We start from the raw sequence: 21,763 nt of genomic DNA, 5'->3' as shown, positions 1-21,763 counted from the left end.
TGACCACCGGCGCTTCAGCCGCGTCGGTGCTCGGGGCGGGCGAGCCGGGTCAGGGAGGCGACGACCAGGGCTTGCACGCCGGTGTCCAAGGTGGGCTGGAGGACCGGGGCGAAGCGGGCGCTGTGGTTGACGGGGATGTCCTGGGCGACGGTGCCGCGCCGCTCGGCCGCACGGTAGGCGTCGGGGTCGGTGCAGCCGATGCCCCAGTAGGTGTACGGGGTGCCGAAGGCGTCAGGGACGCGGCTGAAGTCCTCGCTGGCGCTCTGCAACGCGCTGGTACGGGCCCGCTCGCCGAAGTAGGCGGTGAACGCGGCGGAGACTTCGGCGGTGACGGCCTCGTCGTTGACGGTCGGCGGGAAGCGGCCGCCCTCTTCGTACTGCGGGTCCCGGGTCGCGCGGGAGGCGTCGCACTCGGCTGTGACGATGCGCCGCACGGCGGCCAGGACGGCTTCACGGGTGCCTTCGTCGTAGGTGCGCACATTGAGCTGGATCTCGGCCGTGTCCGGGATCACGTTGCCGGTCGTACCGGCGTGGACGGAACCCACGGTCAGCACGGCGGGCTCGGTCGCGGCCAGCTCTCGGGAGACGATCGTCTGAAGGCGGACCACGATCATCGATGCCATGACCACCGGGTCGATCGCGGCCTGGGGAGCGGAGCCGTGGGCACCCCGGCCGTGGACGGTGATCTTCAGATTGTCCGCCGCCGAGAGGAACGACCCGGAGCGGGTGCCCAGAGTCCCGGCGGGATAGGGCAGTACGTGCTGGGCGAACGCCACGTCCGGGCGGGGGACGCGGTCGGCGAGACCGTCGGCGAGCATGCGGTCGGCGCCGTCCCCGGGTTCTTCCGCGGGCTGGAACAGGGCGACGAGCGTGCCCTGCCACGACGTCGGGGAGGCCGCCATCAGCCTGGCCGCGCCCAGCAGACAGGTGACGTGCATGTCGTGGCCGCAGGCGTGGGCCACGGGGACGTCCCGGCCGGACGCGTCCGTGGCGGTGGCCGTACTGGCGTAGGGGAGACCGGTGTCCTCCCGGACCGGCAGCGCGTCCATGTCGGCCCGCAGCAGGACGACCGGCCCGTCGCCGTTGGCGAGTACGCCGACGACGCCGGTGCCGCCGACACCCGCGTGCACCGTGTAGCCCCACTCCGTCAGGCGCTCGGCCACCCTGGCCGCGGTCCTGTGCTCCTGGTGGCCCAGCTCGGGATGGGCGTGCAGGTCCCGGTAGACGTCCTCCAGCTCGGAACGGATTTCCGGCAGTCCGGCCAGGACGACGTCCGCGGGAGCCGCCGTACCGGTGGAATCGTCGATCGCCACAGCCGCCAGCTCCTCGCCGATGGGGGTTGCCCGGATGGTCGACCTGCTGGTCGACCAGCTCGATGACCCGACGGTAACCCGGCCCCTGCCGTGCTGCCTGACCTGGCATTCGTGATCACCGCTGCCGGGCGACCGGGGGCCGCCCGCCGCTCGCGTACCCGCACCGGCCGCCTTCCGCCTTCCACGGGCGCGCCACGACGCGCGGACGGCCGTGTACGCACGCGTCGGCTCGGCGTCGATCAGACCGTGAGCGGGCGGGAAGCGCCGTGACCGAGCGGGCAGGCCGGTGACCCGCGTGCGAAAATGGCCCTACGATCGCGCCACGATCCGCAAGCCCACGCGATCCACGATGCATCCCTTCTGCCGACCCGATCGACGCACTGGGAGGCTCTCGGTGAGCGAACGTCGCAATGGATGGCCGACGCTGGTCCACGAGGACATGGCGGCCATGGTCGGATACGTCAACCGGGTGGTGCAGGTCGCGGGCAAGTACACCCTCGACGAGCCCTTCGAGGTCGGCTGGGGAAACGTCGTCCTCGACGTCACTCCCCGCGGGCTCAGGACGCCGACGTTCCGGCGGCGAGGGGTGACCTTCGCTGTGCACTACCGCCTGCTCGACGGTGACGTGGTCGTCGAGGCCGACGCGGGCTCGCGGACGGTGCCCTTGTCGAACGGATCAGTCGCCGCGTTCTACGCGGCGTTCCGCGACGCGGCGGCCGAGCTGGGCATAACCCGGCCGCGTACTTCGCTGATCTGCGAGATTCCGGATTGCGAGCCGACCTTCGAGGACGATCACGTCGAACGCGCCTGGGATCCCGGCGTCGCCCGGCTGATGTGGCAAGCGCTGAACCTCGCCGCCGGCGGACTCGAAACGTGGCAGGCGCCCTTCCTCGGGCACCGCCCCCGGGTCGGGGTGATGTGGGGCGGCTTCGACCTGTCCGCGACACGGCACCGGGCGCGGCCCACCGAGCCGCCGCCCGATCGTCCGGCGTTCATGCAGAACGCCCAGCTCCGGGAGTACGTGGCGGTGGGATTCTCCTTCGGGGACGCCACAGCGCCCGGCGCCGGTATGTACGCCTACATCTGGCCTCAGCCGGACGGCCTCGACGGCCGTTCCTGGGGTGTCGACGGGGCGGTCTGGAATCCCGACGCCGGTCTGGTTCTCCTGCCGTGGGACAGGCTCGGGGAGACGGCCGACCCGCACCAGGCCATCGTGACGTTCGGTGACGCCGTCTACGACGCCGCAGTCGGGCTGTCGGGCTGGCCGTCCGACCTCATCGGGCCCCGCGTCGACGGCTGGTACATGAGCCGGACGCGGCCGGACGCCGTCCGGGGCCTGCGCCCCTGAACCGAGCTGGTTCGGCCGACTGAGACGCGAGCACCCGGGCAGCCCTTCGCGGCGGACACGATGGGGACACCTCAGGATTCGGGAATGATCTTGATCGCGCTGGACCACTTCAGTCCGAGCCGGTCCTGGAGCGTCATGTGCAGGAACTGGAACGCCTCCAGTTCCAGGGCGCGGCGCAGCGGTCCGGCGTCGATGGGGCGCAGGCCGCCGCTCGTGACGAATTCGGTGACGGTCGCCCGCGCGTCGTCGTCATCCGTGGCGATGAACACGTCCAGAGGCTGACCGGCCACTTCGCCGGCCACCAGCGTGGTCGCGAACGTCGTGTTGAACGCCTTGACGAAGCGGGCCTGCGGAGCCTCGGCCGCTACCAGGCTGACTGCGGCCACGCCGGGCGGGGTGACGAGCGAGTCGAAGGTGGAGAAGTCGACGGGGTTGCAGATGTCCACGACGACCTTGCCCGCGAGGGCCCGGGCGTGTTCACGGGCCACCGTCTTCGCCGCTTCGAACGGCAGGGCGAGCACGGTGATGTCCGCGCCGTCCAGCGCGTCGAAGTCCGCGCCGCTCGCGTCCGCGCCGAGGTCGGCGGCGAGGGCGTCCGCCTTGGCCCGGTTGCTGTCCACGAGACGGACCCGGTGGCCGCCCGCGAGGGCGCGGGTGGCGATGCCGCGGGCCATGTTGCCCGCACCGACGATCGTGATCTGCATGGCTGACTCCTTCTTCCGTCAAGGCCGACGAGGGCCGCGACCGAGCGCCCGGAGAGGGGTATACGGCCGGCACCGTCCAGCTCCGTGCTCGGGGCGCGCGGCGACCGGGTCCTCACGGTCGAGTGCGGCCAGCGCACACCGGGCCGTACGCACCCCGCCGGCACCGGTCACGGCCGAGGCGACGCTGCTCCGGTCCCGCCATGGTGCGGCGCCCTCTGAAAAGCCCAGCTCAGGACGGTCCCGAGAACGTCGGCGACTCTGTCATCCTGCGGGAAGCGGCGGACGCCCGCATCCGGAGCGGTGACCCGAGACAAGCCCCCGCGGCGCGACGCCAGGGTGCCCGATGTGTCAGTGGTGACCGTGGGCTGTGTCGGACGCTCCGCCGAACAGGCGGCCCACGGCCCGGAACGGCAGGGACACCACCGTGGCGACAGCGCTGCCGATCTTTCCGAGTACATCTGCGATGGCCTTGAACATGGCTCACCCTCCTTCGGTACGCGGTGCCGTTGTCCGGCACCGCGTGTGGAGCCTCACCTGGTCCCCTACCCGGATAGCGGCCACCCATGGGCTCTCCCGCTCGTTCTCATGGGAACTGTCCGCGCAGCCGTGTAGGACGGCCCCCGTGGGGCATCCGGATGCGTACGCCACTGTCCCGGGTGAGGCTGTGAATGCGTACGAGTCGTCACCGAGGGAGGCCACCACACATGCGGAGCACCACGCGGCAGGACGGGCCCGCCACCGCTCCACCGGCGACCGCTCCTGATCCGGCGGCCCACGACGCGGCGACGGGTCTTCCCGTCGCGGCGGCGGCCCGGGAGTCGGCGGAGCGTTTCGCGGAGCTGGTGGCCGCTCTGACGTCGGGAGCGCTGGACTGCCCGTTGCCGGGCTCGGGTCGTACGGCGGAGCGCTTCGCCGTCCTCACCTCGGTGGCCGAGCGGGATCTGTGCGCGGCCCGGCTCTTCGAAGGACACGTGGACGCGGCGGCGATCCTGGCGGAACTGGACGCGCCGCCGCCCCGGCCGGGAGAGCGGTGGGGCGTGTGGGCGGCCGAACCGCCGGGCGAAGGACTGCACGCCACCCGTGACCGCGACGGCTGGGTGCTGACCGGGCTCAAGCAGTACTGCTCGGGAGCCCACAGCTGCACCCACGCGCTGGTCACCGCGGCGACGGAGCGGGGAAAGCGGCTGTTCGCGGTACGGACGGGGGTGGCCGACGGCTGCCGCCCGGTGCCGGGCACCTGGCAGGCCGTCGGGATGGCCGGGAGCGACACCCCTGACGTGCGCTTCGACCATGTGCCCGGTGTGCCGGTCGGCGACGTCGGCGGCTATCTGAAGCGGCCGGGGTTCCAGCACGGCGGTATCGGCGTGGCCGCGTGCTGGTACGGCGGGGCCCGCGCCGTCGCCGACGTTCTGCTGCGCGCCGCCGCCGATCGCGGCCCCGACCCGCACACCGACGCGCACATGGGCGCGGTCGACATGCTGCTCCATGCCGCGGCGGCCGTGCTGAAGCAGGCCGCAGCGGAGATCGACGGCGATCCTTCCGACACCGGCGGCACCGCGCGGATGCGGAGCCTGCGCACCCGCGCGTTCGTCGAGTCCGTGTGCGCGGATGTCCTCACCCACGTGGGACGGGCCACCGGCGCCGGTCCGCTGTGCCACGACGAACGCCACGCCCGGAACACCGCCGACCTGACCGTGTACATCCGCCAACACCACGCCGAGCGCAACCTCGCCGAACTGGGCGGCCTCGCCGCCCGCAAGGAGCCGTCGTGAGCGAGCAACCAGGCCCGTCGCCCGCATACGCCAACCCCATCCAGGCACCGGGCACGGACGAGGCGCTCTGGCGGGACTGGGACGGCTGGCGCGCGCTTCCCGAGCTGCGGCTGCCCGAGGCGGGAAGGGTGGTCGTGGTGGCCGCGCATCCCGATGACGAAGTGCTGGGCGCCGGCGGGACGATGGCGATGCTGGCGGACGCGGGGACCGCCCTCACCGTGGTCTCCGTCACCGACGGGGAGCAGTCGCACGCCGACAGCAAAGCCGTCACGCCCGGGCGGCTGACACAGCTGCGCGCCGAAGAACTCCGCCAGGCCCTCGCGGCGTTGGGCACGGGCGCGGCCCACGTCGTCCGGCTGCAAGTGCCGGACACCCGGGTGGCCTTCCACGAGGACGAGATCGTCAAGGCACTCGTCCCGGTGCTGGAGGGCGCCGCGTTGTGCCTCGCGCCGTGGATCGGCGACGTCCACGGTGACCATGAAGCCGCAGGACGGGCCGCGCTCGCCGCCGCCGCGCAGGCGTCCGTGCCCTGCCTGATGTATCCCGTGTGGATGTGGCACTGGGCCCGCCCCGGCGACCCGCGTGTCCCGTGGCCTTCCGCGCACCGGGTCACCCTGCCCGCGGACGTCCAGGCCCGCAAGCGCGCCGCCGTCGCCCGGTTCGCCACCCAGGTCGAGCCCATTGGCCCCGCGCCGGAGGACGCCGCGGTCCTGCCGCCCGACGAGGTGGCCCACCACCTCCGCGCGCACGAGGTGATGTTCCAGTGAGCCGGACGAACGCGGCGAGTACGCCCGCCGCCTACTTCGAGACGATGTACGGCGGGGGCGAGGACCCCTGGCACCTCGCCGAACGCTGGTACGAGCGGCGCAAGTACGACATCACCGTGGCCGCGCTCCCCCTGCCGCGCTACCGCCGGGCCTTCGAACCCGCGTGCTCGGTCGGTGAGTTGACTCGCCGACTGGCGACCCGTTGCGACGAGGTACTCGCCTGCGACCGGGTCGCGTCCGCCGTGGCGACCACTCGGCAACGTACCGCCACAGCAGAGAATGTGACGGTGCGTCAGCTCACACTGCCCGACGAGTGGCCGGACGGCTCCTTCGATCTGGTCGTGCTGTCCGAAGTGCTCTATTACTTCGCCGCTCCCGATCTCGACATGCTTCTGGACCGGGCCCGGACGGCGTTGGAGCCCGGCGGGCATCTCGTCACCGTGCATTGGAACCACCCGGTGCCCGAACACCTGTGGACGGGCACCGAGATCGCGGACCGCGTGACCGGCCTGCCCGGGCTGTCACTGCTCGCCGATCACCGCGAGGCCGACTTCGTCCTCCAGGTCCACGGCCGTGACCTGGCCGACGGGAGCAGCCCGCCCGGTCCCGCCGAGCGCGAGGGTCTGGTGTGAGGGTCGAGGCCATCGCCGTCGTCATCCCGGCGCACAACGAGGAGGCGCTCCTGCCCGCCGCGCTGGAGGCGGTCGCGGCTGCCGCGCGCCACCCCGCACTCGCCGCCGTGCGGATTCGCACGGTCGTCGTCGCGGACTCCTGCCGTGACGGCACGGCCCGGATCGCGCACCGGGCCGGAGCCCTCGTGGTGCCGGTCGGCTTCCGCAGTCCGGGCCGGGCGCGCGCCACGGGCGCCGAGCACGCGCTGGCGGAGATCGCCGTCCCGCACGAGCGGGTGTGGCTCGCCACCACCGACGCCGACAGCGCCGTACCCCCGCACTGGCTGGCACACCACAGCGCTCTCGCCCGTGACGGGTGGGACGCGGTGGTCGGCACCGTGACCGTGCCGACGGCGACCGCCCTCACCGTCCGGCACCAGCTCAGTTACGAAGCCACCCGCCCGGCCGACGGCGCCCACTGGCACCACCCCCATGTCCACGGCGCCAACCTGGGCCTGAGTGCCAGCGCCTACCGCGATGTGGGCGGGTTCCCGCCGCTCGACGTCGGCGAGGACCACGCACTGGTCGCCGCGCTGGTCGGCCGCGGTCATCGCGTCCTGCGCACCTCGGCCGCCCCTGTCATGACCTCGCCCCGTCTGCACGGCCGCGCCCGCGGCGGCTTCGCGGACTTCCTCGCCGCGCAGGCCGAACACACCGCCCGCAGCGAACCGGCGAGCTGACCGGCGAGCTGACCGTCGCGGCGTATCGGCCAAGGGGTACGCGGAACCACCGACGAGCGGCACCGCTGGCACCCGCGACGGCGCGGGGACCTCTCACCGCCACGCCATCGGGTGACGCGGCTCAGCCAGCCGGGTGACAGCGGCCACCGCGGGCTGCCGCCGGGCGGGCCGGTGCTCCAGGATCGGTGCCGCCGCCGTCTCCGGCGGGCCGCGCGTCGACCGCGCGCCCGTGACGCGCGATCAGATCGACCACGGCTGTTCGAGGAGTCCCACCCCATGCGTTCACGCGTCATCGCCATCATGGCCGCCGCTGCCGCCGCCACGGCGGCACTCGCGCAACCCGCCCACGCCGCCCCGCTCGTCGACGGGGTCTACCGTTTCGCGGCCCTCAAGGACGGCATGTGCCTGACCTGGCCCAAAACGAAGGCGCGCATCGGCATGGTGGCGCTGGGCGCCTGCACGGACACCGCCTCCACCTCGGCGAACTGGCAGGTACGGCAACGCCCCAACGGAACCATGGAAGTCTCCACACCGGACTCCGACCCGCGCACCTGCCTGGGCCTGACGACGGACTACCACGTGAAGGTCACCGACGCCTGCTCCGACAAGTACGCCGAGTGGACCGTCTCCTACGGCTCCGCAGGACCCGGCAGCGTCGTCTGGGCCGACATCGAGCACACCCCCAGCGACCACTCCAACTCGTGGGGGAAACTCGTCGACAGCCCCGACGTCACCGGCCGCATCGTGGTGCGGCAAGCCCCCATCGACCCGCACTACTGGGCTTTGCAGCCGGCCGGCTGAGACCTGTCCCGCACCGGCTGTCCACCGGGGCCCGGCCGGCAAGGCGCTGCCGCCTTCCTCCGACGGACGCTGCTACGGCCGCAGGGCCGTCAGGCGCCGACCGGGCGGGGCCGACCGGCGCCCGTCTCGGGCCCTTGGGCCCCACGACACCCTGCCCTGCGCGCGGGAGCGTGGACAGGGCGGGACGCCACGGCGATACGCGCCCTCGGGAGTCCCGCCCCTCCCGAGGAGCGTCCGTATGCGCATCATCGTCAGCATCGACACCGACACCTTCGTCGGCGACGACGGTCTCGATCCGGCCGCCGCGTCGCTGGCCGAGCTCCTCCGGGCCGGTCACGAGGTCGTCATCGTCCACGGCGCTCCCGCCGAGACCCAGGCCGTCACCGGATCGCGCTTGGTACGCGCGCTGGACTCCGTGCTCGTCGGCCGTACCGTGGTCGCGCTCGTGACCCACGCCCAGGTCGGCGCCCACGACCCGCAGGTGAGCCTGCCGGACGGGCCCCGCGTACGCCCGCAGGCCGTTCCCGAGGCTCAGGTCGTCCGGGAACTGCTGGCCGACGGCACCGTGGTGGTCTGCGGCGGCGGCATCCCCGTCCTACGGGAACGCGGCACCGCGCGCCTGCGGACCGTACCGGTGACGGTGGACCCGGATCGGACGGCGGCGCTGCTGGCCGTCGAACTGGACGCGGACATCCTGCTGTTCCTCACCGGCGCCACGCACCTGTTCGCAGCGGGAGGACACGGCCGCCCCAGGCCGCTGCTGCGGCTGACCCCCGACGAACTGTCCGGCGTACGTCTGCCCGAGGCCGTGGTCACCCGCGCCGCGGTCGCCGCCGACTTCGTCACCCGCACCGGCGGCGTCGCGGCGATCGGCCCGGTCGACAACGCCCTGGGCATCCTCCTCGGCACCACCGGAACCCAGATCCGCCCCGCACCCGCTTCGGTCAGGGAAACCGCGCCGTCATCCGACTGATCACCGGCACTATGGGCCGTTTCGACTCCCCCGCCGAAAACCGTCCGCTCCCCCATCTTCCGCCGGTCCGGCTCCGGCACGAACGGGTGGTGTACGCCAGGATGCGGGGCACGCAGGACCGCATGGCCGACGCCATCACCTCGTTCGCGGGCATGATGGGCTTCGTCTCTCTGCACGCGGCATGTTCGAGACGAATCTGCGCTCGGAGGTGTGGTCGGCGCACATCGGCAAAGCCCTCGGCCTGGACCCCGAGCCGATCGAGCGTGAGGTCCGGGCGGCCCTTGCCGACAGCCGCACCCGAATGAGCACGGGAGGACGCACCGCGGGCCCATAGGCCCCGACGAAGCGCACCGGGCCGAAGAACCAGCGGTACGGCCGCAGGGCGGCTCACCGTGCCCGAGACGAGGTCATGATCTGTACCGGGCAGCCCTCAGCCGTGGGAGATCTCGGCCACCTCGACCATTTCGGAGCCTTCGCGACGCATCCGTTCGCTCCCCCAGACGCCGAGCGGCCCGAGCGCCTGATTGAGCGTGCGCCCGTGCTCGGTCAGGGAGTACTCCACCCGCGGCGGCACCTCGGCGAAGACCTTCCGGTGCACCAGTCCGTCCTCCTCCATCTCGCGCAGGTGCTGCGTCAGCATCTTCTCGCTCACTCCGGGCAGGCCGCGACGGAGCTCGGCGAAGCGGCGCACACGATGGGCGTCAAGTTCCCAGAGGATGAGTCCCTTCCACTTGCCGCTCACCACGTCGAGCGCGGCGTCGATGCCGCAGATGTAAGGCCCGCACCTCGGCGCCCTCGCCATCGCTGATCCCCTTACTAAAAGGTAAGTACCGCAGAAAATAGTGGGTACTTCCCAGATTAGTGGCCCTCTCCGAGCATGAAGAGGTGAACGAACAACAGCACGGCACCACCAGGCAACACAGCACTGTCACCGTGATCGGACTCGGCCCGATGGGCCAGGCGATGACCCGTACCCTCCTCGCCGCCGGCCACCCGGTCACCGTCTGGAACCGCACCGCCGGCCGGGCCGACGGCGTCGTCGCCGACGGAGCGGTTCTCGTACCGACACCCCGCGAGGCGGTCGAGGCAAGTGACCTCGTGATCCTCAGCCTCACCGACTACCAGGCGATGTACGACATCCTCGACAGCGCCACCGCGTCGCTCGCCGGCCGGACACTGGTCAACCTGAGCTCCGACACCCCTGACCGCTCACGCGAAGCGGCATCCTGGGCGTCGGCCCACGGCGCCACCTTCCTCACCGGTGGTGTCATGGTCCCGGCACCGATGGTCGGCACGGACGCGGCCCACGTCTACTACAGCGGCCCCACCGAGGCGATGGAGAGCCACCGGCCGACACTGGCGCTGCTCGGCGCGCCGAAGTATCTGGGCGTGGATCCGGGTCTCGCCCAGATGATGTACCAAGCCCAGCTCACGGTATTCCTCACCACCTTGTCCGCACTGATGCACGCCACCGCGATGCTGGGCACCGCGGGAATGACGGCCAAGGAAGCACTGCCGGAGTTGCTCTCCTCCGCCGACTCGATCGGCGCCATCCTCAGGGCCGGCGAAGCGACCCCCGGCACCGCGCTGGACGCCGGAGAACACCCCGGCGGGCTCAGCACGGTCACCATGATGGGCGCGACATCCGACCACATCGTCGAAACCAGCACGTCACTCGGCCTCGACCCCGCGCTCCCCCTGGCCGTCCAGGCCCACTACCGCCGCGCCATCGACAACGGCCACGGCAGCGACAACTGGACCCGCATCATCGACAGCATCCAAAAGCCGCACTGACCCCACACGGCACCGTCGGAGAGGGGTATTTGAGGGAGCATCAGTTCGTCAGCACGACCACCAGCATCGCCAGCCAGCCCAGTGAGACGAAGACGGGAAGCAGCACCATCACGAGACCGGTCGGGGACGCCTGGAGCCACCCTGATCCCGGCTCTGTCAGCCGGCGTCCCACTATCCGCTGCCCGCCGTGCCACGCCATGTGCTCTTCCAGCTCCACGACCGTGCTCTTGCGGGTCTGCAAATAGCGGCGTCCGTAGCGCAGCATGACGGCGAACGCCAGCCCGGAGACGAACCCGATCACCGTGATGACCGCTCCGACGCCCCGGGCCACTTCCTGTGACTGCGCGCCCTCTTTGCCGAGGGTAAACGCCAAGGTGGCCGCGAGGCCCGCGGTGATGTAGAGGAAGTTATTGAGCTTGTTCCAGTTGAGGAGGTCCTCATGCTTGTATAAGTCGACCGCGATCTCGTACTGGGTCTGCAACATCGACTCACGCGGCTTGCGCGAGACCCACACGACGCGCAGACGGCCGTCCGGCGGTCGTAACCGTGTCAGTTCCTCGAAGCCCATTTTCCGGTGGAACTGGCTCGACGCCTCATTGAGCGGCTCGTTGACCACCGCGGCGATCACCGGGTTGGCCGTCCAGCGCTCCAGCACATGGTGGTACAGGCGTGACGCGACGCCCTGCCGCGACGCGTCACGGGCCACGCACACCTGCTTGATCACCAGGAAGCTGCCGAGCGTGGTCTTGATCCGGTGGTTCAGCCACTCGTCAGGTTCGATCTGGGCGTCGCTGTAGGCCAGGAGGAATCCCAGGACGTCGGTTCCCTTGACGGCCACGTAGAAGTGCTCGGCGCTCACCAGTCGCCTTTGGTACATCTCGTCGGTGTACTCCGACACCAGGAATCCGTCTCGGCTGGCCTCAACCGGGTCGATTCCGTCCAGATTCCTGGACTGTGCCAACGCGAAGATCATCGGGACATGCGCCGAAGTCGCCCGCACGATCTCGATCCCCGCTTGAGCAGGCGCGGTCACGCGCTCACCTCCCACTGAACAGGCGTTCACAGGGCTCCGCGGAAAGCCTGTCCTGACAGCCCGTCGGATGCAAGAGCGCATGAAGTGGCGTCATGGCGAAGCGAATTCGGCCGGTCCCGGCTCAGGACCCGGCGCAGTCGCATCCGAGGCGTCGGCTGCTGCTCCGCCGGGCACCTGTGACCGGCCCGAGGCGTTTGCGGTGCGAGACGAACACGCCGGTGGTGATGTACGAGGTCGATGTGAAGAACCCCTCAGCGGGGTAGGTCGATCCCGGCTTCGCGCAGGAGCCGGGCGAAGGTGGTCGCGTGCTCGGGGGTGAGGGGGAGGGCCGGGAGTCGGGGAGGTCCGCTGGGGACGCCGACCAGGTCGAGGCCGGTCTTGATCGCGCTTGCGTACGGGTGCGCCTCGAGGAATTCGCAGATCGGAAAGATCTTCGTCCACTGCTCCCGTGCCTCGGCGATGTCGCCGCGGACCGCGAGGGTCTCGTAGAAGTCCGCGCACAGTTGAGGGATGACGCTTGCCGCTCCCCAGACTCCCGCCCGCGCGCCGGCGGCGATGCCGGAGAACGTGAGGGTGTCGTAGCCGTTGAGCGGCTGGATGACGTCCGCGTAGTGGTGAAGGACCGTGGCGAACTTCACCGCGTCACCCCCGGTGTCCTTGAACGACGTCACGCGGGTGCTCCGGGCGAGCTCGGCCAACCGCCCGGCCGAGATGTCCAGTCCCGTGGCGTCCGGCAGGTTGTAGAACATGATGTCGATGTCCACCGCGTCGGAGACGGCCCCGTAGTGCGCCACGACCTCCTTCCAGCCGAGAGCGCCGTAGTAGGGGGGCACGATCATGACCGCCGTCGCACCGGCGTCAGCCGCGTGCCGGGTGAGGTCGATCGTCTCGCCGGTGGTCAACGCTCCGGTGCCCACGACGACGGGCACCCGACCGTCCACAGCCTTCAGGTAGAGGTCCGCGACCTCCTTCCGCTCCGCGTTGCTGAGCGTCGTGAATTCGCCGGTGCTTCCCAAGGGCACCACGCCGTGCACGCCCGCACCGACGATGTGCTCGACCTGGCGACGGACTCCCCCGGCGTCGACGGTCGAACCGTCAGCGCGAAAGGGGGTCACCACTGCCGCGAGTATGCCGCTGAACGGCGTTGTCATCGCTCTCCTTCGTCGTTCGTCGACGGGTTCACCGGGCTCGGAAGCCGCTCGTCGTCGGCCGGGTCCCGCGTCGTAGCGCGCGCCCGCCGAGCTCGTCGGTCGGCTTTCCCCCGCGGAACGCGACGACTCCGTTGATGATCACGTGCCGCATCCCGTCGGCGTACTGGTGTGGGTGGGAGTAGGTGGCGAGGTCCCGGACCCTGTCGGGCTCGAAGATCGCGAGATCCGCGAAGGCGCCCTCGCGGATGACGCCGCGGTCGGTGAGACGCAGGGTCCGCGCGGGCAGGCTCGTCATCCGTCGGACGGCGTCCTCGATCCGCAGGACGCCGTCCCTGACGTACGGACCGAGAACGCGGGCGAAGGACCCGTAGGCCCGCGGATGCGTCGAGGCGTCGGTGTACGGCGGAGAGGCCGTCCACGCTTCGGCGTCGGAACAGACCGAGACCCATGGGCTCCGCAGCGCGAGACGGACGTTCTCCTCCGTCATCTCGAACAGCGCGATGATCATCTGCGAGTCCGCCACGACGATGTTCAGAAGCGTGTCGAGCGGATCCGCGTCACCGCGCCGCGTCGCGACCTGCGCGAGTGTCATGCCGTTCCACTCGGAGGTGTTGCCGCCCAGGAGCAGGATTCCGTCAGCGCCGCCCGCGCTCTTGTAGCAGTTGTCCCAGTCGGCGCCCGGGGCCCGGATGGCCTCCTTGACCGTTTCCCGGAAGTCCTCATGCGCGAGCTTGCCGCGCAAAGTGTCCGGGCCGCCATCGTGGAATCGTGGGGGGACGCACGCGTCCAGGCCGGTAGCGCCCGCCTCGTACGGATAGACGTTGGCCGTGACGGCGAGGCCGCCGGCCCTGGCTTCCTCGATGCGCTGGATCGCGGAGGCCATCAGGGGCCAGTTGTCCCGGCCTGCCGCCTTCAGGTGGTAGACCTCGGCCCGGGCTCCCGACCTCTCGGCGATCCCGATGAGCTCGTCCAGGCTTTCGAGCAGGGAGTCGGACTCGTTGCGGATGTGCGAGATGTAGAGCGCGTCGTGCTCGGCGAGCACTTCCGCGAAGGCGGTCAGCTCGTCGGTCGAGGCGTACATGCCCGGGGCGTAGATGAGAGCGGAGCCCAGACCCAGCGCGCCGTCCGCCAGTTCTTCGTCGAGGAGCCGGCGGGCGGCGGCCAGCTCGTCGGGCGTCAGCGGACGGTCTTGCTGACCGGCGAAGGCCATGCGGAGGTTGTCCGCCCCGACGAAGCTCGCGACATTCGGTCCGACGCCCGCGTCGGCCATGTGGTTCAGGAAGTCGTTGATCCGCGGCCATTCATGCCGGACGTGGGTCCGCTCGGCGTAGTCCTTGGCGATGGCGCGCATCCGGCCCTCCACGGGGCCGAGCGAGTAGCCTTCGCCGAACACCTCGGTCGTGACGCCCTGGTAGAGGTCGGAGAGACCTCGGGGGTCACGCTGGAGCGACTCGTAGGCCTGGCTGAGCACGTTGATGAAGCCGGGCGCGACCAACGCGCCGGCGGCGTCCACCTCGGGCACGTCGGTGTCGGGGACCTCGCCGACGTGAACGATCCGGTCACCCCGGACCAGTACGTCCGCGCGCCTGAGCGGTGCGCCGGTGCCGTCGGCGACAAGGCCGCCGCGCACCACCAGATCACTACGCATCCCGACTCCCCTCCTGGGCCCTCATCGTCTTGCGCGTCTTCCCGCGGGCGAACCGCTGCGCCGAGAACGGCCCGGTACGACCGTCGTCCCCCGAGGCGATCGCCTCTGCGAGGTGCACTCCGGCGGCCGGTGAGATCGTCATGCCGAGCATCTGGTACCCGGTGGCGGCGAACACGTTCGAGTCCGGCGCGAGCCTGCCGATCATGGGGAGGCCGTCAGGAGCCACGGGGCGCAGGCCCGACCAGGCGGCCGACTCGTCGGTCCACGGCCCGAGGAGGGCCTGAGCCGAGCGCCGCATCGCCCTGACGCGCCGTGGGGGGATGCGGGTCGGTGAGTTGGTGAAGTCCATCGCCCCGGCGACGCGAAGCGTGCCGCCCATCGGCGAGATCGCCAGGTGCGTGTCGAGGGTCTGGATCGCCTGCCTCGGCATCCGCCCCGGCCGGACGTCGAAGCTGTAGCCCTTGCCGCCGATCACCGGAAGGGGATGGCCGATCGAGCGTGCCAGCGCGGTGGTGTTCACTCCCGCCGCGAGAACCACGTGGTCGGCCTCGTACATACCGCGGTTCGTGCGCACCGCTCGCACCCGTCCGCCCTGCGCGTGGAGGTGCTCGACGGGCTCGTGCTCGCGGATCTCGACACCTGCGGCGACCACCTTCTCGATCAGCGCCGCCATGTAGGCGTGGGGAACGATCTGCCAGTGGTTGCCGATCAACGCTGCCGCCTGGCCTCGTGGCACCGTGGGGTCCAGGTCCTGGACCGCGCCGCCCGTCAGGACCTCTGTCGTGGCTCCCTGCCCGAACTTGGCCAGCGGCGCGATCTTCTCGATGAAGTGCTCGATGTCCGCGGGGTTCTTGGAGACGGTCAGGAGACCGGTCTTGTCGAAGTGCTCGTCGAGGCCGAGCCGTTCGATGAGTTTGAAGGACGGGTACCCGAGCGTGGACAACGCCGCCAGCCCGTCGGAGTACGACCGGTCGTTGCAGTAGCGCGCGAACGTCGCGATCCAGGGTCCGAGGCGCAGGAGGGCCGCGGGCGAGAAGTGGAGCGCGGAATCACGCCGGGTCAGGTCCTTGAGGCCGTGCATGATGATGCCGGGCTCGGGCACCGGCCCGGCCTGGGCGGGGCATATCCAGCCCGCGTTGCCCCAGGACGCGCCGGCCGCCGCGGCACCGGCGTCGAGCACCGTCACGCGCATTCCGACCTCGGTCAGCGCCCAAGCCGTCCACAAGCCGGCGGCGCCGGCGCCAACGACCACGCAATGCTCGCCATTCACCACTATCGGCAGCCCTTCCACTCGTGTGCGTCAGTTGCTCAAGGAGGGACTTTGCCAAGGCTTCCGGACGCGTTGTTCGTTCATTCGGACCAGAAAGCCGGATGATCATGTCGGCCCGGACAGACGGGCCGGGCGCGGCGCGCCGCGGCGAACCGGCGGATTTCGCCGCGGATCGCGCGCGGATCGGTCGGTCAGACCTCGGTCGACACGGGTGCGTCGATCCAGTCGGCGTCCGACCGGGGGATCGACCGCAGCAGTTTGATCGTGTACGGATCGGTCGGATGGTCCAGGATCTGGTCCACCGGACCGGATTCGACGAGCCGTCCGCGGTACATGATGCAGACGCGCTCGGTGATCTGCCGCAGCATCGAGAGGTCGTGCGTGATGAAGACGAAACCGACTCCGCGTTCGCGCTGGAGCGTCGCGAAGAGGTTGATGATCTGGGCTCGCACCGAGACGTCCAGGGCGGAGACGGGTTCGTCGCAGACCAGGAGCCGTGGGTTGACGGCTAGGGCCCTGGCGATCGCGACGCGCTGACGCTCTCCGCCGGAGAGGGCCGACGGCCTGCGTTGCGCGTACGAGGCCGGAAGACCGACCGTCTTCAACAGGTCGGCCACCGCGCCCGAAGCGTGCTTGGTGGCGCTCTCGTGCGACCTGATCGCCTCGGACAGGGCCGATCCGATGCTCCGCATCGGGTTGAGGCTCGCGTAGGGGTCCTGGAAGACCATCTGCACGGTTCCGCGAAGGCGACGGAGATCCGCCGCGCTCAGCCGCGACCAGTCGTGCGCGGGAATGCCGTCGATCATGATGTCGCCGCTGGTGCACCGCTCGAGTCCCAGCAGCGTGCGAGCGAGGGTGGTCTTGCCGGAACCGGACTCCCCGACGACGGCGACGCTCTCCCCCTGGTTCACCTGTAGCGACACCCCGGCGAGCGCGTGGACGGTGCGCTGTCCGACGCGGAACTCCTTGCGCAGGTCCCGGATGTCGATCAGCGGCCGCTCCGCCCGTACGTCTCGCACCGGAGCCTCCACGACGTCGATCCTGGCCCGCTTCGCCGCCATGTCGGAACTGATCTCCGGCAGGCGGACACAGGCCGAATACCGCAGGTCGGCGACCTCGATCAGTGGCGGCGGTCCCTGGCGGCACTGGTCCGTGACCCACTCGCACCGGGTGGCGAAGGCACAGCAGCCCGTGGTCTCCCGGGCCTTGGGGACCGACCCCGGGATGGAGGGGAGTTCGGCGACCCGACGGTCGACCGACGGTTCGGCCAGCAACAGGCCCTGGGTATAGGGGTGCAGGGGCTTGGCCTCCAGGTCGGAGCCGGGCGCGACCTCGATGAGCGATCCGCCGTACATCACGTAGACGCGGTCGCACATCGCGAAGGCCACCCGCAGATCGTGCGTAATCAGTACGACGCTCATTCCGCGCGACTTCTGGACACCGCGCAGGAGGGTGAGCATCTCCTTCTGGGTCGTGACGTCCAGAGCCGTCGTCGGTTCGTCCGCGATCAGGATCTTCGGGTCGCGGGCGAGCGACGCGGCCACAGCGACGCGCTGACGCATGCCTCCGGAGAGCTGGAACGGGTACCGATCCGCTACCGAGGGGTCGGTGAGTCCGACCTCGGCGAGCCGGCGGTTGACCTCCGCCCTGCGTTCGGACCGCGGCGGGCGCCGACGGCCCTCCCAGATCAGCGACTCCTCGATGATGCGCCCGCAGCGGAACACGGGGTTGAGCATCGTGAACGGGTCCTGGAGCACGAGCCCGATTTCCCGTCCTCTGACGTGACTCCACTCGCGTTCCGACAGCTCCAGCAGATTGCGGCCGTCGTACTCGACCTCGCCGCGCGCGACGAGCGATCCGGGCAGGAGACCCATGATGGCGCGGGCGGTCATGGTCTTGCCGCTTCCGGACTCGCCCACGATCCCGATCGTCTCTCCCGCGGACAGGTCGAGTCCGAACGACGTCACGATCGGGTGGGTACCGTCAGGACCGACCGCGTCAACGCCGAGGGCGCGCACTTTCAGGACCGTGTCCGAGGTCATCCCTCGCGTCATGCGGTCCGACTGTTCGGGGGCCATTACTTGCTTCCTCCACGACTCGAGAGCGCCTCGTACATCCAGTCGCCGATGATGTTCATCGAGATCGCCGTCGCCACGATCATGACGCCGGGCCCGAGCGCCGCCGCGGGGTTCTCGAAGAGCAGGCTGGTTCCGTCCTTGAGCATGAGACCCCAGTCCGGCGAACCGGCGTCGACCCCGAATCCGAGGAACGACAGTCCTGAGAGCGTCACGATGGCGCCGGCGAAGGTCAGGAACGCGTTGGCGACGGCGGTCGCGGAGACGTTGGGCCAGATGTGGAAGAGCATGATCCGTCGGTTCGACAGGCCCAGCGCACGCGCGGCCTCCACGTAGGGCAGGAGCGCCTGCTCCAGTGTCGCGCCTCGGATGACGCGTGTGTCGAAGGGGATCGTCAGCACGAGAAGGAGCGCCACCGCCATCCAATAGCCGCCGCCGAACGCACCGGCGACAACCACGATGACGAGAAGTCCGGGGAGCGCCCACATGAAGTCGACCCAGCGCATGACGACCGCGTCGACGGCACCTCTCTTGTAACCGCTCCACAGACCCAGCAGGTTGCCGATCAGCATGGAGCCGACGGTGATGACCAGCGGGCCGATGAACGCGGTGCGTGTTCCGGCGATCAGTCTGGAGAAGACGTCCCGGCCGAGTTCGTCCGTGCCGAGCCAGTGCCCGGCGCTGGGCGAGGCGAGGACGTCCGAGACGTTCTGGGCGCCGGGGTCCTGGGGGGCCAGGACCGATCCCAGGACGGTCATGACGACGACCCCGACAACGATCACCAGGCAGGCCAGTACGGTCCAGGACGGGCGCGCCGAGCGACGCGTGGGCCTGGCGGGATCTTCGAGCTGCGGGACTGCGGCACTCATGCGGTCGGCCTTCCGTGCCTGATGCGTGGATCCGCGGCCAGGTAGAGCATGTCTGCCGCCAGGTTCGCGAACATGATCAGCGCGGCCACCAGCAGCGCGATGGCCTGGAGTGTGGGGAGGTCCTGGCTCGACGCGGACCGCACGAGCAGGTCGCCGATCCCCGGGATCGAGAAGGTGACCTCGACGAGGACCGCTCCGGTGGCCAAGGACGCGAGCAGGGGCACGCTGACCGTGATCACGGGGATCATGCCGTTGCGCAGCGCGTAGAACAGGAACACCCGGCGGGACGACATCCCGCGTGCCCGGGCGAAGGTCACGTAGTCCTGGTCGAGCACCTTGATCATCACGGCCCGCGTGTGTTTGACGATGAGCGCGACGCCGGAGATCGCGAGCGCGAGCGCCGGAAGGGTCAGGTGCCACAGTTTGTCGACGAAACCGCTTCCCGCCCCGAAGACCGGGAACCATCCGAAAAGGACCCCGAACACGTAGAGCAGGGCCACGGCGCCCACGAAGACCGGTGTGCTGAATCCGACGATCACCGACGCCACGATCCCGCGGTCGACGAACGTCGACTTCTTCACCGCCGCGGCCAGCCCCAGGGGGATTCCGATGAGCATGGTCAGCAGATAGGCCACGCCCGCGAGGAGCAGGGAATTCGGCAGCCGCGCCTTGATCTCGTCCGTGACCGGAAGCGTCGAGACCGACGAGTTTCCGAAATCGAACCGGACGGCGTCCTTCAACCAGATCCAGTACTGGGTGAGGAACGGGTCGTTCAGGTGGTACTGCTGCCGGAGCAGTTCCTCTGTCTCAGGAGTCCGCCTGCGGGTGCCGAGCAGATTGCTCACGGCGTCGCCGGGCGTGATGTACAGCAGAGAGAAGATGACGAACGAGATCAGGACCAGCATCGCGGCGCACACCAGGACCCGACTCAGCACTAGGAAGAAAATTGCTCGTGTTTGCATCGTTGCCTTTTTCTCGTTGGGGCTCGCGGCCCACGCGGCCGGCGTCACCGCGGCCGCGTGGCACCGTCACGACGCGGGCTTGACCTGCGCCACCCACGCGGCCGGACCGTAGGCCGAGGAGAACGGGTTCAGCTCGGGCCACGTGAAGGTGTCCGACAGCGCCAGGACGTTCTCACCGAGGTAGAGCGGGATGTAGGGAACGTCCTGCGCGGCGAGCTTGTCCAGGGCGGAGTACGCCTGGAACCGTCCCGCCCGGTCGGCCGTGGAGATCCCCGCGTTGACCAGCTTGTCGGCGTCCGGATTGCTGTACGCGGCGTAGTTCGCGTAGGCGATGTCCGCCTGCGAGCTGTCGAGGAGGTAGCTGGCCGTGGTGTTCGGCTCCTCCGAGCAGTCCAGTCGCTGGATCGTGAGCTGGATCTTCTTCTTGGCCGCTCCTTCGCCGACGCGCTGGGTGTACTGGGCCTCGGAGAGGACCTTGACGTCCAGCTCGATGCCGGCCTTCGCCACCATTCCGGCGATGGCCTGAGCGATCTTGGGGCGGATTCCGTCGTCGGGAACCTCGAAGGTTCCCTTGACGCTGCCCGGGTGGCTCGACTTCGCGATCTCTTCCTTCGCCTTGGACACATCGAACGCGTAGGGCGGGAGCGAGCCGATCATGGTGTCGATGTCCGCTTTGTCGGCCACCTTGGCCAGGACCTGGGCCGGGAACAGGCTGTCGTAGGTGACGGCGCCGTCGCCTTCGGCGGCGGCGAGGCCCTTGCGGTCCAACGCGTAGGCGAAGGCGCGCCGGACGTGCACGTCGTCCCACGGGGCGACCTGGGTGTTCAGTGACATGAACGTCTGCTTGCACCCGGGGACCTTCACCAGTTTCGCCTTGGAGCTGGCGGCGAAGGCCCGCGGGTCCGCGAGCGGGTACGCGGCGTCGAGCTGGCCGGACCGGTAGGCGAGCGCGGCGCTCGTCACGGTCTTGAAGGGCTTGACCGACACCCTCTGGATCGCCGGCTTGCCTCCCCACCAGTCCGGGTTGGCGGTGAGGTCCGCGCCTTCGGTCGGGTTCAGCCGGTCGAGCCGGTACGGCCCGGTCGCCATGGTCAGCGTGCCCGGCTTGCCGAAGTCGGCCTTGTGCTCGTCGTAGAACTTCTTCTGGAAGATGCTCGCTCCCACGCTGGCGAGGAGCGACAGGACGCTGGAATCAGCCTGCTTGAGCGTGACGACGACGGTGTTCGCGTCCCTGGCGGTCACGTCCTTCACGTTCACGAACAGCGACTCGTACGGGGACGGCGCCAGGCGCTCGTAGTCCAGCGAGGCGACCACGTCAGCGGACGTCATCTCGGTGCCGTCCCAGAACGTGACGCCCTTGCGCAGGTGGAAGATGTACGTGCGCGGGTCCGGGGTGTCCCACGACTCCGCGAGCCCCGGGGCCAGCTGGCCCTTCGGGTCGGCGGTGAGCAGGGCGTCGTAGACCGTGGCGAGAAGGTTGTTGCCCGAGGTCAGCGTGAGCGGGTCGATGCTGTCGAGGCTGTCCGCGACGATGCCCCACCGCAGGAGGTCCGCCCTGCCGCCGGTCGCTCCCGGCTTCTCGGCGCCGTTGCAGGCAGCCAGTAGCGCTGCCAAGCAGACAACGGTGGCGCTGACCGCCACGAGTCTGATGGACCGTTTACGCTTCATGACCCGTCCTCCTCGGGCCAGAGGTCCAGCCCCCAGCCGGTTGTGTGCCGCCCGTGTGATCAGGCTCACGGGTTTGGATGAGGCTATGGCCGTCGAACGGCGCGGACCTGGTGACGATCCGCCCAATTTTCCGCCTGGAATCGTTCAATGTAACGAAGGCGCACAACGGCCCGGCCACGCCTCGGTTTCGGTCAACGAACGGAGGCCGCGCGTTCGTTCGTTCTTCCCAAGACGCGCGGCGGAGCGTCCCGTAGACTCCGGCGG

At 70.1% G+C, this 21,763-nt stretch carries 21 protein-coding genes; 9 read left to right on the top strand and 12 right to left on the bottom strand.

Annotation, left to right across the window (positions count from 1 at the left end):
* Positions 1 to 14: 14 nt before the first annotated feature.
* Entirely contained in the window at positions 15 to 1,313 is a 1,299-nt protein-coding gene (locus ACIO6U_RS18415) for an amidohydrolase (protein ID WP_401720253.1), read from the bottom strand.
* A gap of 394 nt (positions 1,314 to 1,707) precedes the next feature.
* Here ACIO6U_RS18415 and ACIO6U_RS18410 point away from each other — a divergent pair, with 394 nt between their 5' ends.
* The gene (locus ACIO6U_RS18410) at positions 1,708 to 2,661 is read left to right on the top strand and encodes a DUF5996 family protein (RefSeq protein ID WP_401720249.1); all 954 of its coding nucleotides are present in this window, start codon (positions 1,708 to 1,710) and stop codon (positions 2,659 to 2,661) included.
* 71 nt (positions 2,662 to 2,732) lie between these two features.
* Here the strand turns inward: ACIO6U_RS18410 and ACIO6U_RS18405 are convergent, their stop codons facing one another.
* Together ACIO6U_RS18405 and ACIO6U_RS18400 are read right to left on the bottom strand one after the other, a co-directional pair.
* Complete coding sequence (locus ACIO6U_RS18405; RefSeq protein ID WP_401720246.1) at positions 2,733 to 3,365, bottom strand: NADPH-dependent F420 reductase; 633 nt, start codon at positions 3,363 to 3,365, stop codon at positions 2,733 to 2,735.
* Positions 3,366 to 3,713: 348 nt separating this feature from the next.
* The gene (locus ACIO6U_RS18400; protein ID WP_355335140.1) at positions 3,714 to 3,842 is read right to left on the bottom strand and encodes an LPFR motif small protein; all 129 of its coding nucleotides are present in this window, start codon (positions 3,840 to 3,842) and stop codon (positions 3,714 to 3,716) included.
* Positions 3,843 to 4,069: 227 nt separating this feature from the next.
* Between ACIO6U_RS18400 and ACIO6U_RS18395 the strand changes: the two genes are divergently transcribed.
* From ACIO6U_RS18395 to ACIO6U_RS18365, 7 genes are all read left to right on the top strand, one after another.
* Complete coding sequence (locus ACIO6U_RS18395; RefSeq protein ID WP_391162734.1) at positions 4,070 to 5,137, top strand: acyl-CoA dehydrogenase; 1,068 nt, start codon at positions 4,070 to 4,072, stop codon at positions 5,135 to 5,137.
* Complete coding sequence (locus ACIO6U_RS18390) at positions 5,134 to 5,904, top strand: PIG-L deacetylase family protein (RefSeq protein WP_401720242.1); 771 nt, start codon at positions 5,134 to 5,136, stop codon at positions 5,902 to 5,904. Before ACIO6U_RS18395 ends, ACIO6U_RS18390 begins: the two co-directional genes overlap by 4 nt.
* 44 nt (positions 5,905 to 5,948) lie before the next feature.
* The gene (locus tag ACIO6U_RS18385) at positions 5,949 to 6,536 is read left to right on the top strand and encodes a class I SAM-dependent methyltransferase (protein WP_401720909.1); all 588 of its coding nucleotides are present in this window, start codon (positions 5,949 to 5,951) and stop codon (positions 6,534 to 6,536) included.
* The gene (locus ACIO6U_RS18380) at positions 6,533 to 7,255 is read left to right on the top strand and encodes a glycosyltransferase (RefSeq protein WP_401720239.1); all 723 of its coding nucleotides are present in this window, start codon (positions 6,533 to 6,535) and stop codon (positions 7,253 to 7,255) included. Before ACIO6U_RS18385 ends, ACIO6U_RS18380 begins: the two co-directional genes overlap by 4 nt.
* Positions 7,256 to 7,531: 276 nt before the next feature.
* Complete coding sequence (locus tag ACIO6U_RS18375; protein WP_355335148.1) at positions 7,532 to 8,056, top strand: hypothetical protein; 525 nt, start codon at positions 7,532 to 7,534, stop codon at positions 8,054 to 8,056.
* Between the two features lie 238 nt (positions 8,057 to 8,294).
* Positions 8,295 to 9,029, top strand: coding sequence for a hypothetical protein (locus ACIO6U_RS18370; protein WP_401720236.1), 735 nt, complete (start codon positions 8,295 to 8,297; stop codon positions 9,027 to 9,029).
* A 181-nt stretch (positions 9,030 to 9,210) separates the two neighbouring features.
* Positions 9,211 to 9,363, top strand: coding sequence for a hypothetical protein (locus ACIO6U_RS18365; protein ID WP_401720233.1), 153 nt, complete (start codon positions 9,211 to 9,213; stop codon positions 9,361 to 9,363).
* 96 nt (positions 9,364 to 9,459) lie between these two features.
* Here ACIO6U_RS18365 and ACIO6U_RS18360 read toward each other — a convergent pair whose 3' ends face one another.
* A complete protein-coding gene (locus ACIO6U_RS18360) occupies positions 9,460 to 9,831 on the bottom strand; it encodes a winged helix-turn-helix transcriptional regulator (RefSeq protein WP_401720230.1) in 372 nt (123 codons plus the stop codon).
* Between the two features lie 83 nt (positions 9,832 to 9,914).
* Between ACIO6U_RS18360 and ACIO6U_RS18355 the strand changes: the two genes are divergently transcribed.
* Positions 9,915 to 10,823 (top strand): NAD(P)-dependent oxidoreductase, encoded by a 909-nt coding sequence (locus ACIO6U_RS18355; protein ID WP_401720228.1) that lies wholly within the window; start codon positions 9,915 to 9,917, stop codon positions 10,821 to 10,823.
* Positions 10,824 to 10,863: 40 nt separating this feature from the next.
* Here ACIO6U_RS18355 and ACIO6U_RS18350 read toward each other — a convergent pair whose 3' ends face one another.
* The 8 genes from ACIO6U_RS18350 to ACIO6U_RS18315 all read right to left on the bottom strand — a co-directional run bounded on the left by ACIO6U_RS18350 (position 10,864) and on the right by ACIO6U_RS18315 (position 21,445).
* The gene (locus ACIO6U_RS18350; RefSeq protein ID WP_401720225.1) at positions 10,864 to 11,856 is read right to left on the bottom strand and encodes a GNAT family N-acetyltransferase; all 993 of its coding nucleotides are present in this window, start codon (positions 11,854 to 11,856) and stop codon (positions 10,864 to 10,866) included.
* Between the two features lie 251 nt (positions 11,857 to 12,107).
* The gene (locus ACIO6U_RS18345) at positions 12,108 to 13,007 is read right to left on the bottom strand and encodes a dihydrodipicolinate synthase family protein (RefSeq protein WP_401720222.1); all 900 of its coding nucleotides are present in this window, start codon (positions 13,005 to 13,007) and stop codon (positions 12,108 to 12,110) included.
* A 28-nt stretch (positions 13,008 to 13,035) separates the two neighbouring features.
* The gene (locus ACIO6U_RS18340) at positions 13,036 to 14,655 is read right to left on the bottom strand and encodes an amidohydrolase family protein (RefSeq protein WP_401720219.1); all 1,620 of its coding nucleotides are present in this window, start codon (positions 14,653 to 14,655) and stop codon (positions 13,036 to 13,038) included.
* The gene (locus tag ACIO6U_RS18335) at positions 14,648 to 15,907 is read right to left on the bottom strand and encodes an NAD(P)/FAD-dependent oxidoreductase (RefSeq protein ID WP_401720216.1); all 1,260 of its coding nucleotides are present in this window, start codon (positions 15,905 to 15,907) and stop codon (positions 14,648 to 14,650) included. Before ACIO6U_RS18335 ends, ACIO6U_RS18340 begins: the two co-directional genes overlap by 8 nt.
* A 209-nt stretch (positions 15,908 to 16,116) precedes the next feature.
* Entirely contained in the window at positions 16,117 to 17,892 is a 1,776-nt protein-coding gene (locus ACIO6U_RS18330) for a dipeptide ABC transporter ATP-binding protein (RefSeq protein ID WP_391048008.1), read from the bottom strand.
* Positions 17,893 to 18,002: 110 nt separating this feature from the next.
* Complete coding sequence (locus tag ACIO6U_RS18325; protein WP_355335169.1) at positions 18,003 to 18,869, bottom strand: ABC transporter permease; 867 nt, start codon at positions 18,867 to 18,869, stop codon at positions 18,003 to 18,005.
* Positions 18,866 to 19,879: an ABC transporter permease subunit gene (locus tag ACIO6U_RS18320; RefSeq protein WP_391048013.1), complete on the bottom strand. Its 1,014-nt coding sequence runs from the start codon at positions 19,877 to 19,879 to the stop codon at positions 18,866 to 18,868. The genes ACIO6U_RS18325 and ACIO6U_RS18320 overlap by 4 nt, the downstream gene beginning before the upstream one ends.
* A gap of 18 nt (positions 19,880 to 19,897) precedes the next feature.
* Positions 19,898 to 21,445, bottom strand: coding sequence for an ABC transporter substrate-binding protein (locus tag ACIO6U_RS18315; protein WP_401720213.1), 1,548 nt, complete (start codon positions 21,443 to 21,445; stop codon positions 19,898 to 19,900).
* Positions 21,446 to 21,763 lie beyond the last annotated feature (318 nt).

Origin of the sequence: Streptomyces sp. NPDC087422 (assembly GCF_044744145.1) — a bacterium.
GTDB lineage: Bacteria > Actinomycetota > Actinomycetes > Streptomycetales > Streptomycetaceae > Actinacidiphila.
The sequence above is the reverse complement of the archived record's forward strand: the minus strand, read 5'-3'. Positions and strand labels throughout refer to the sequence as shown.

What these genes read in the sequence shown, in the direction of transcription:
- ACIO6U_RS18375 (WP_355335148.1), top strand. Translation starts at nt 7,532, where the DNA reads ATGCGTTCACGCGTCATCGCCATCATGGCCGCCGCTGCCGCCGCCACG.
- ACIO6U_RS18395 (WP_391162734.1), top strand. Translation starts at nt 4,070, where the DNA reads ATGCGGAGCACCACGCGGCAGGACGGGCCCGCCACCGCTCCACCGGCG.
- ACIO6U_RS18385 (WP_401720909.1), top strand. Translation starts at nt 5,949, where the DNA reads ATGTACGGCGGGGGCGAGGACCCCTGGCACCTCGCCGAACGCTGGTAC.
- ACIO6U_RS18405 (WP_401720246.1), bottom strand. Translation starts at nt 3,365, where the DNA reads ATGCAGATCACGATCGTCGGTGCGGGCAACATGGCCCGCGGCATCGCC.
- ACIO6U_RS18370 (WP_401720236.1), top strand. Translation starts at nt 8,295, where the DNA reads ATGCGCATCATCGTCAGCATCGACACCGACACCTTCGTCGGCGACGAC.
- ACIO6U_RS18325 (WP_355335169.1), bottom strand. Translation starts at nt 18,869, where the DNA reads ATGAGTGCCGCAGTCCCGCAGCTCGAAGATCCCGCCAGGCCCACGCGT.
- ACIO6U_RS18345 (WP_401720222.1), bottom strand. Translation starts at nt 13,007, where the DNA reads ATGACAACGCCGTTCAGCGGCATACTCGCGGCAGTGGTGACCCCCTTT.
- ACIO6U_RS18365 (WP_401720233.1), top strand. Translation starts at nt 9,211, where the DNA reads ATGTTCGAGACGAATCTGCGCTCGGAGGTGTGGTCGGCGCACATCGGC.
- ACIO6U_RS18340 (WP_401720219.1), bottom strand. Translation starts at nt 14,655, where the DNA reads ATGCGTAGTGATCTGGTGGTGCGCGGCGGCCTTGTCGCCGACGGCACC.
- ACIO6U_RS18360 (WP_401720230.1), bottom strand. Translation starts at nt 9,831, where the DNA reads ATGGCGAGGGCGCCGAGGTGCGGGCCTTACATCTGCGGCATCGACGCC.
- ACIO6U_RS18400 (WP_355335140.1), bottom strand. Translation starts at nt 3,842, where the DNA reads ATGTTCAAGGCCATCGCAGATGTACTCGGAAAGATCGGCAGCGCTGTC.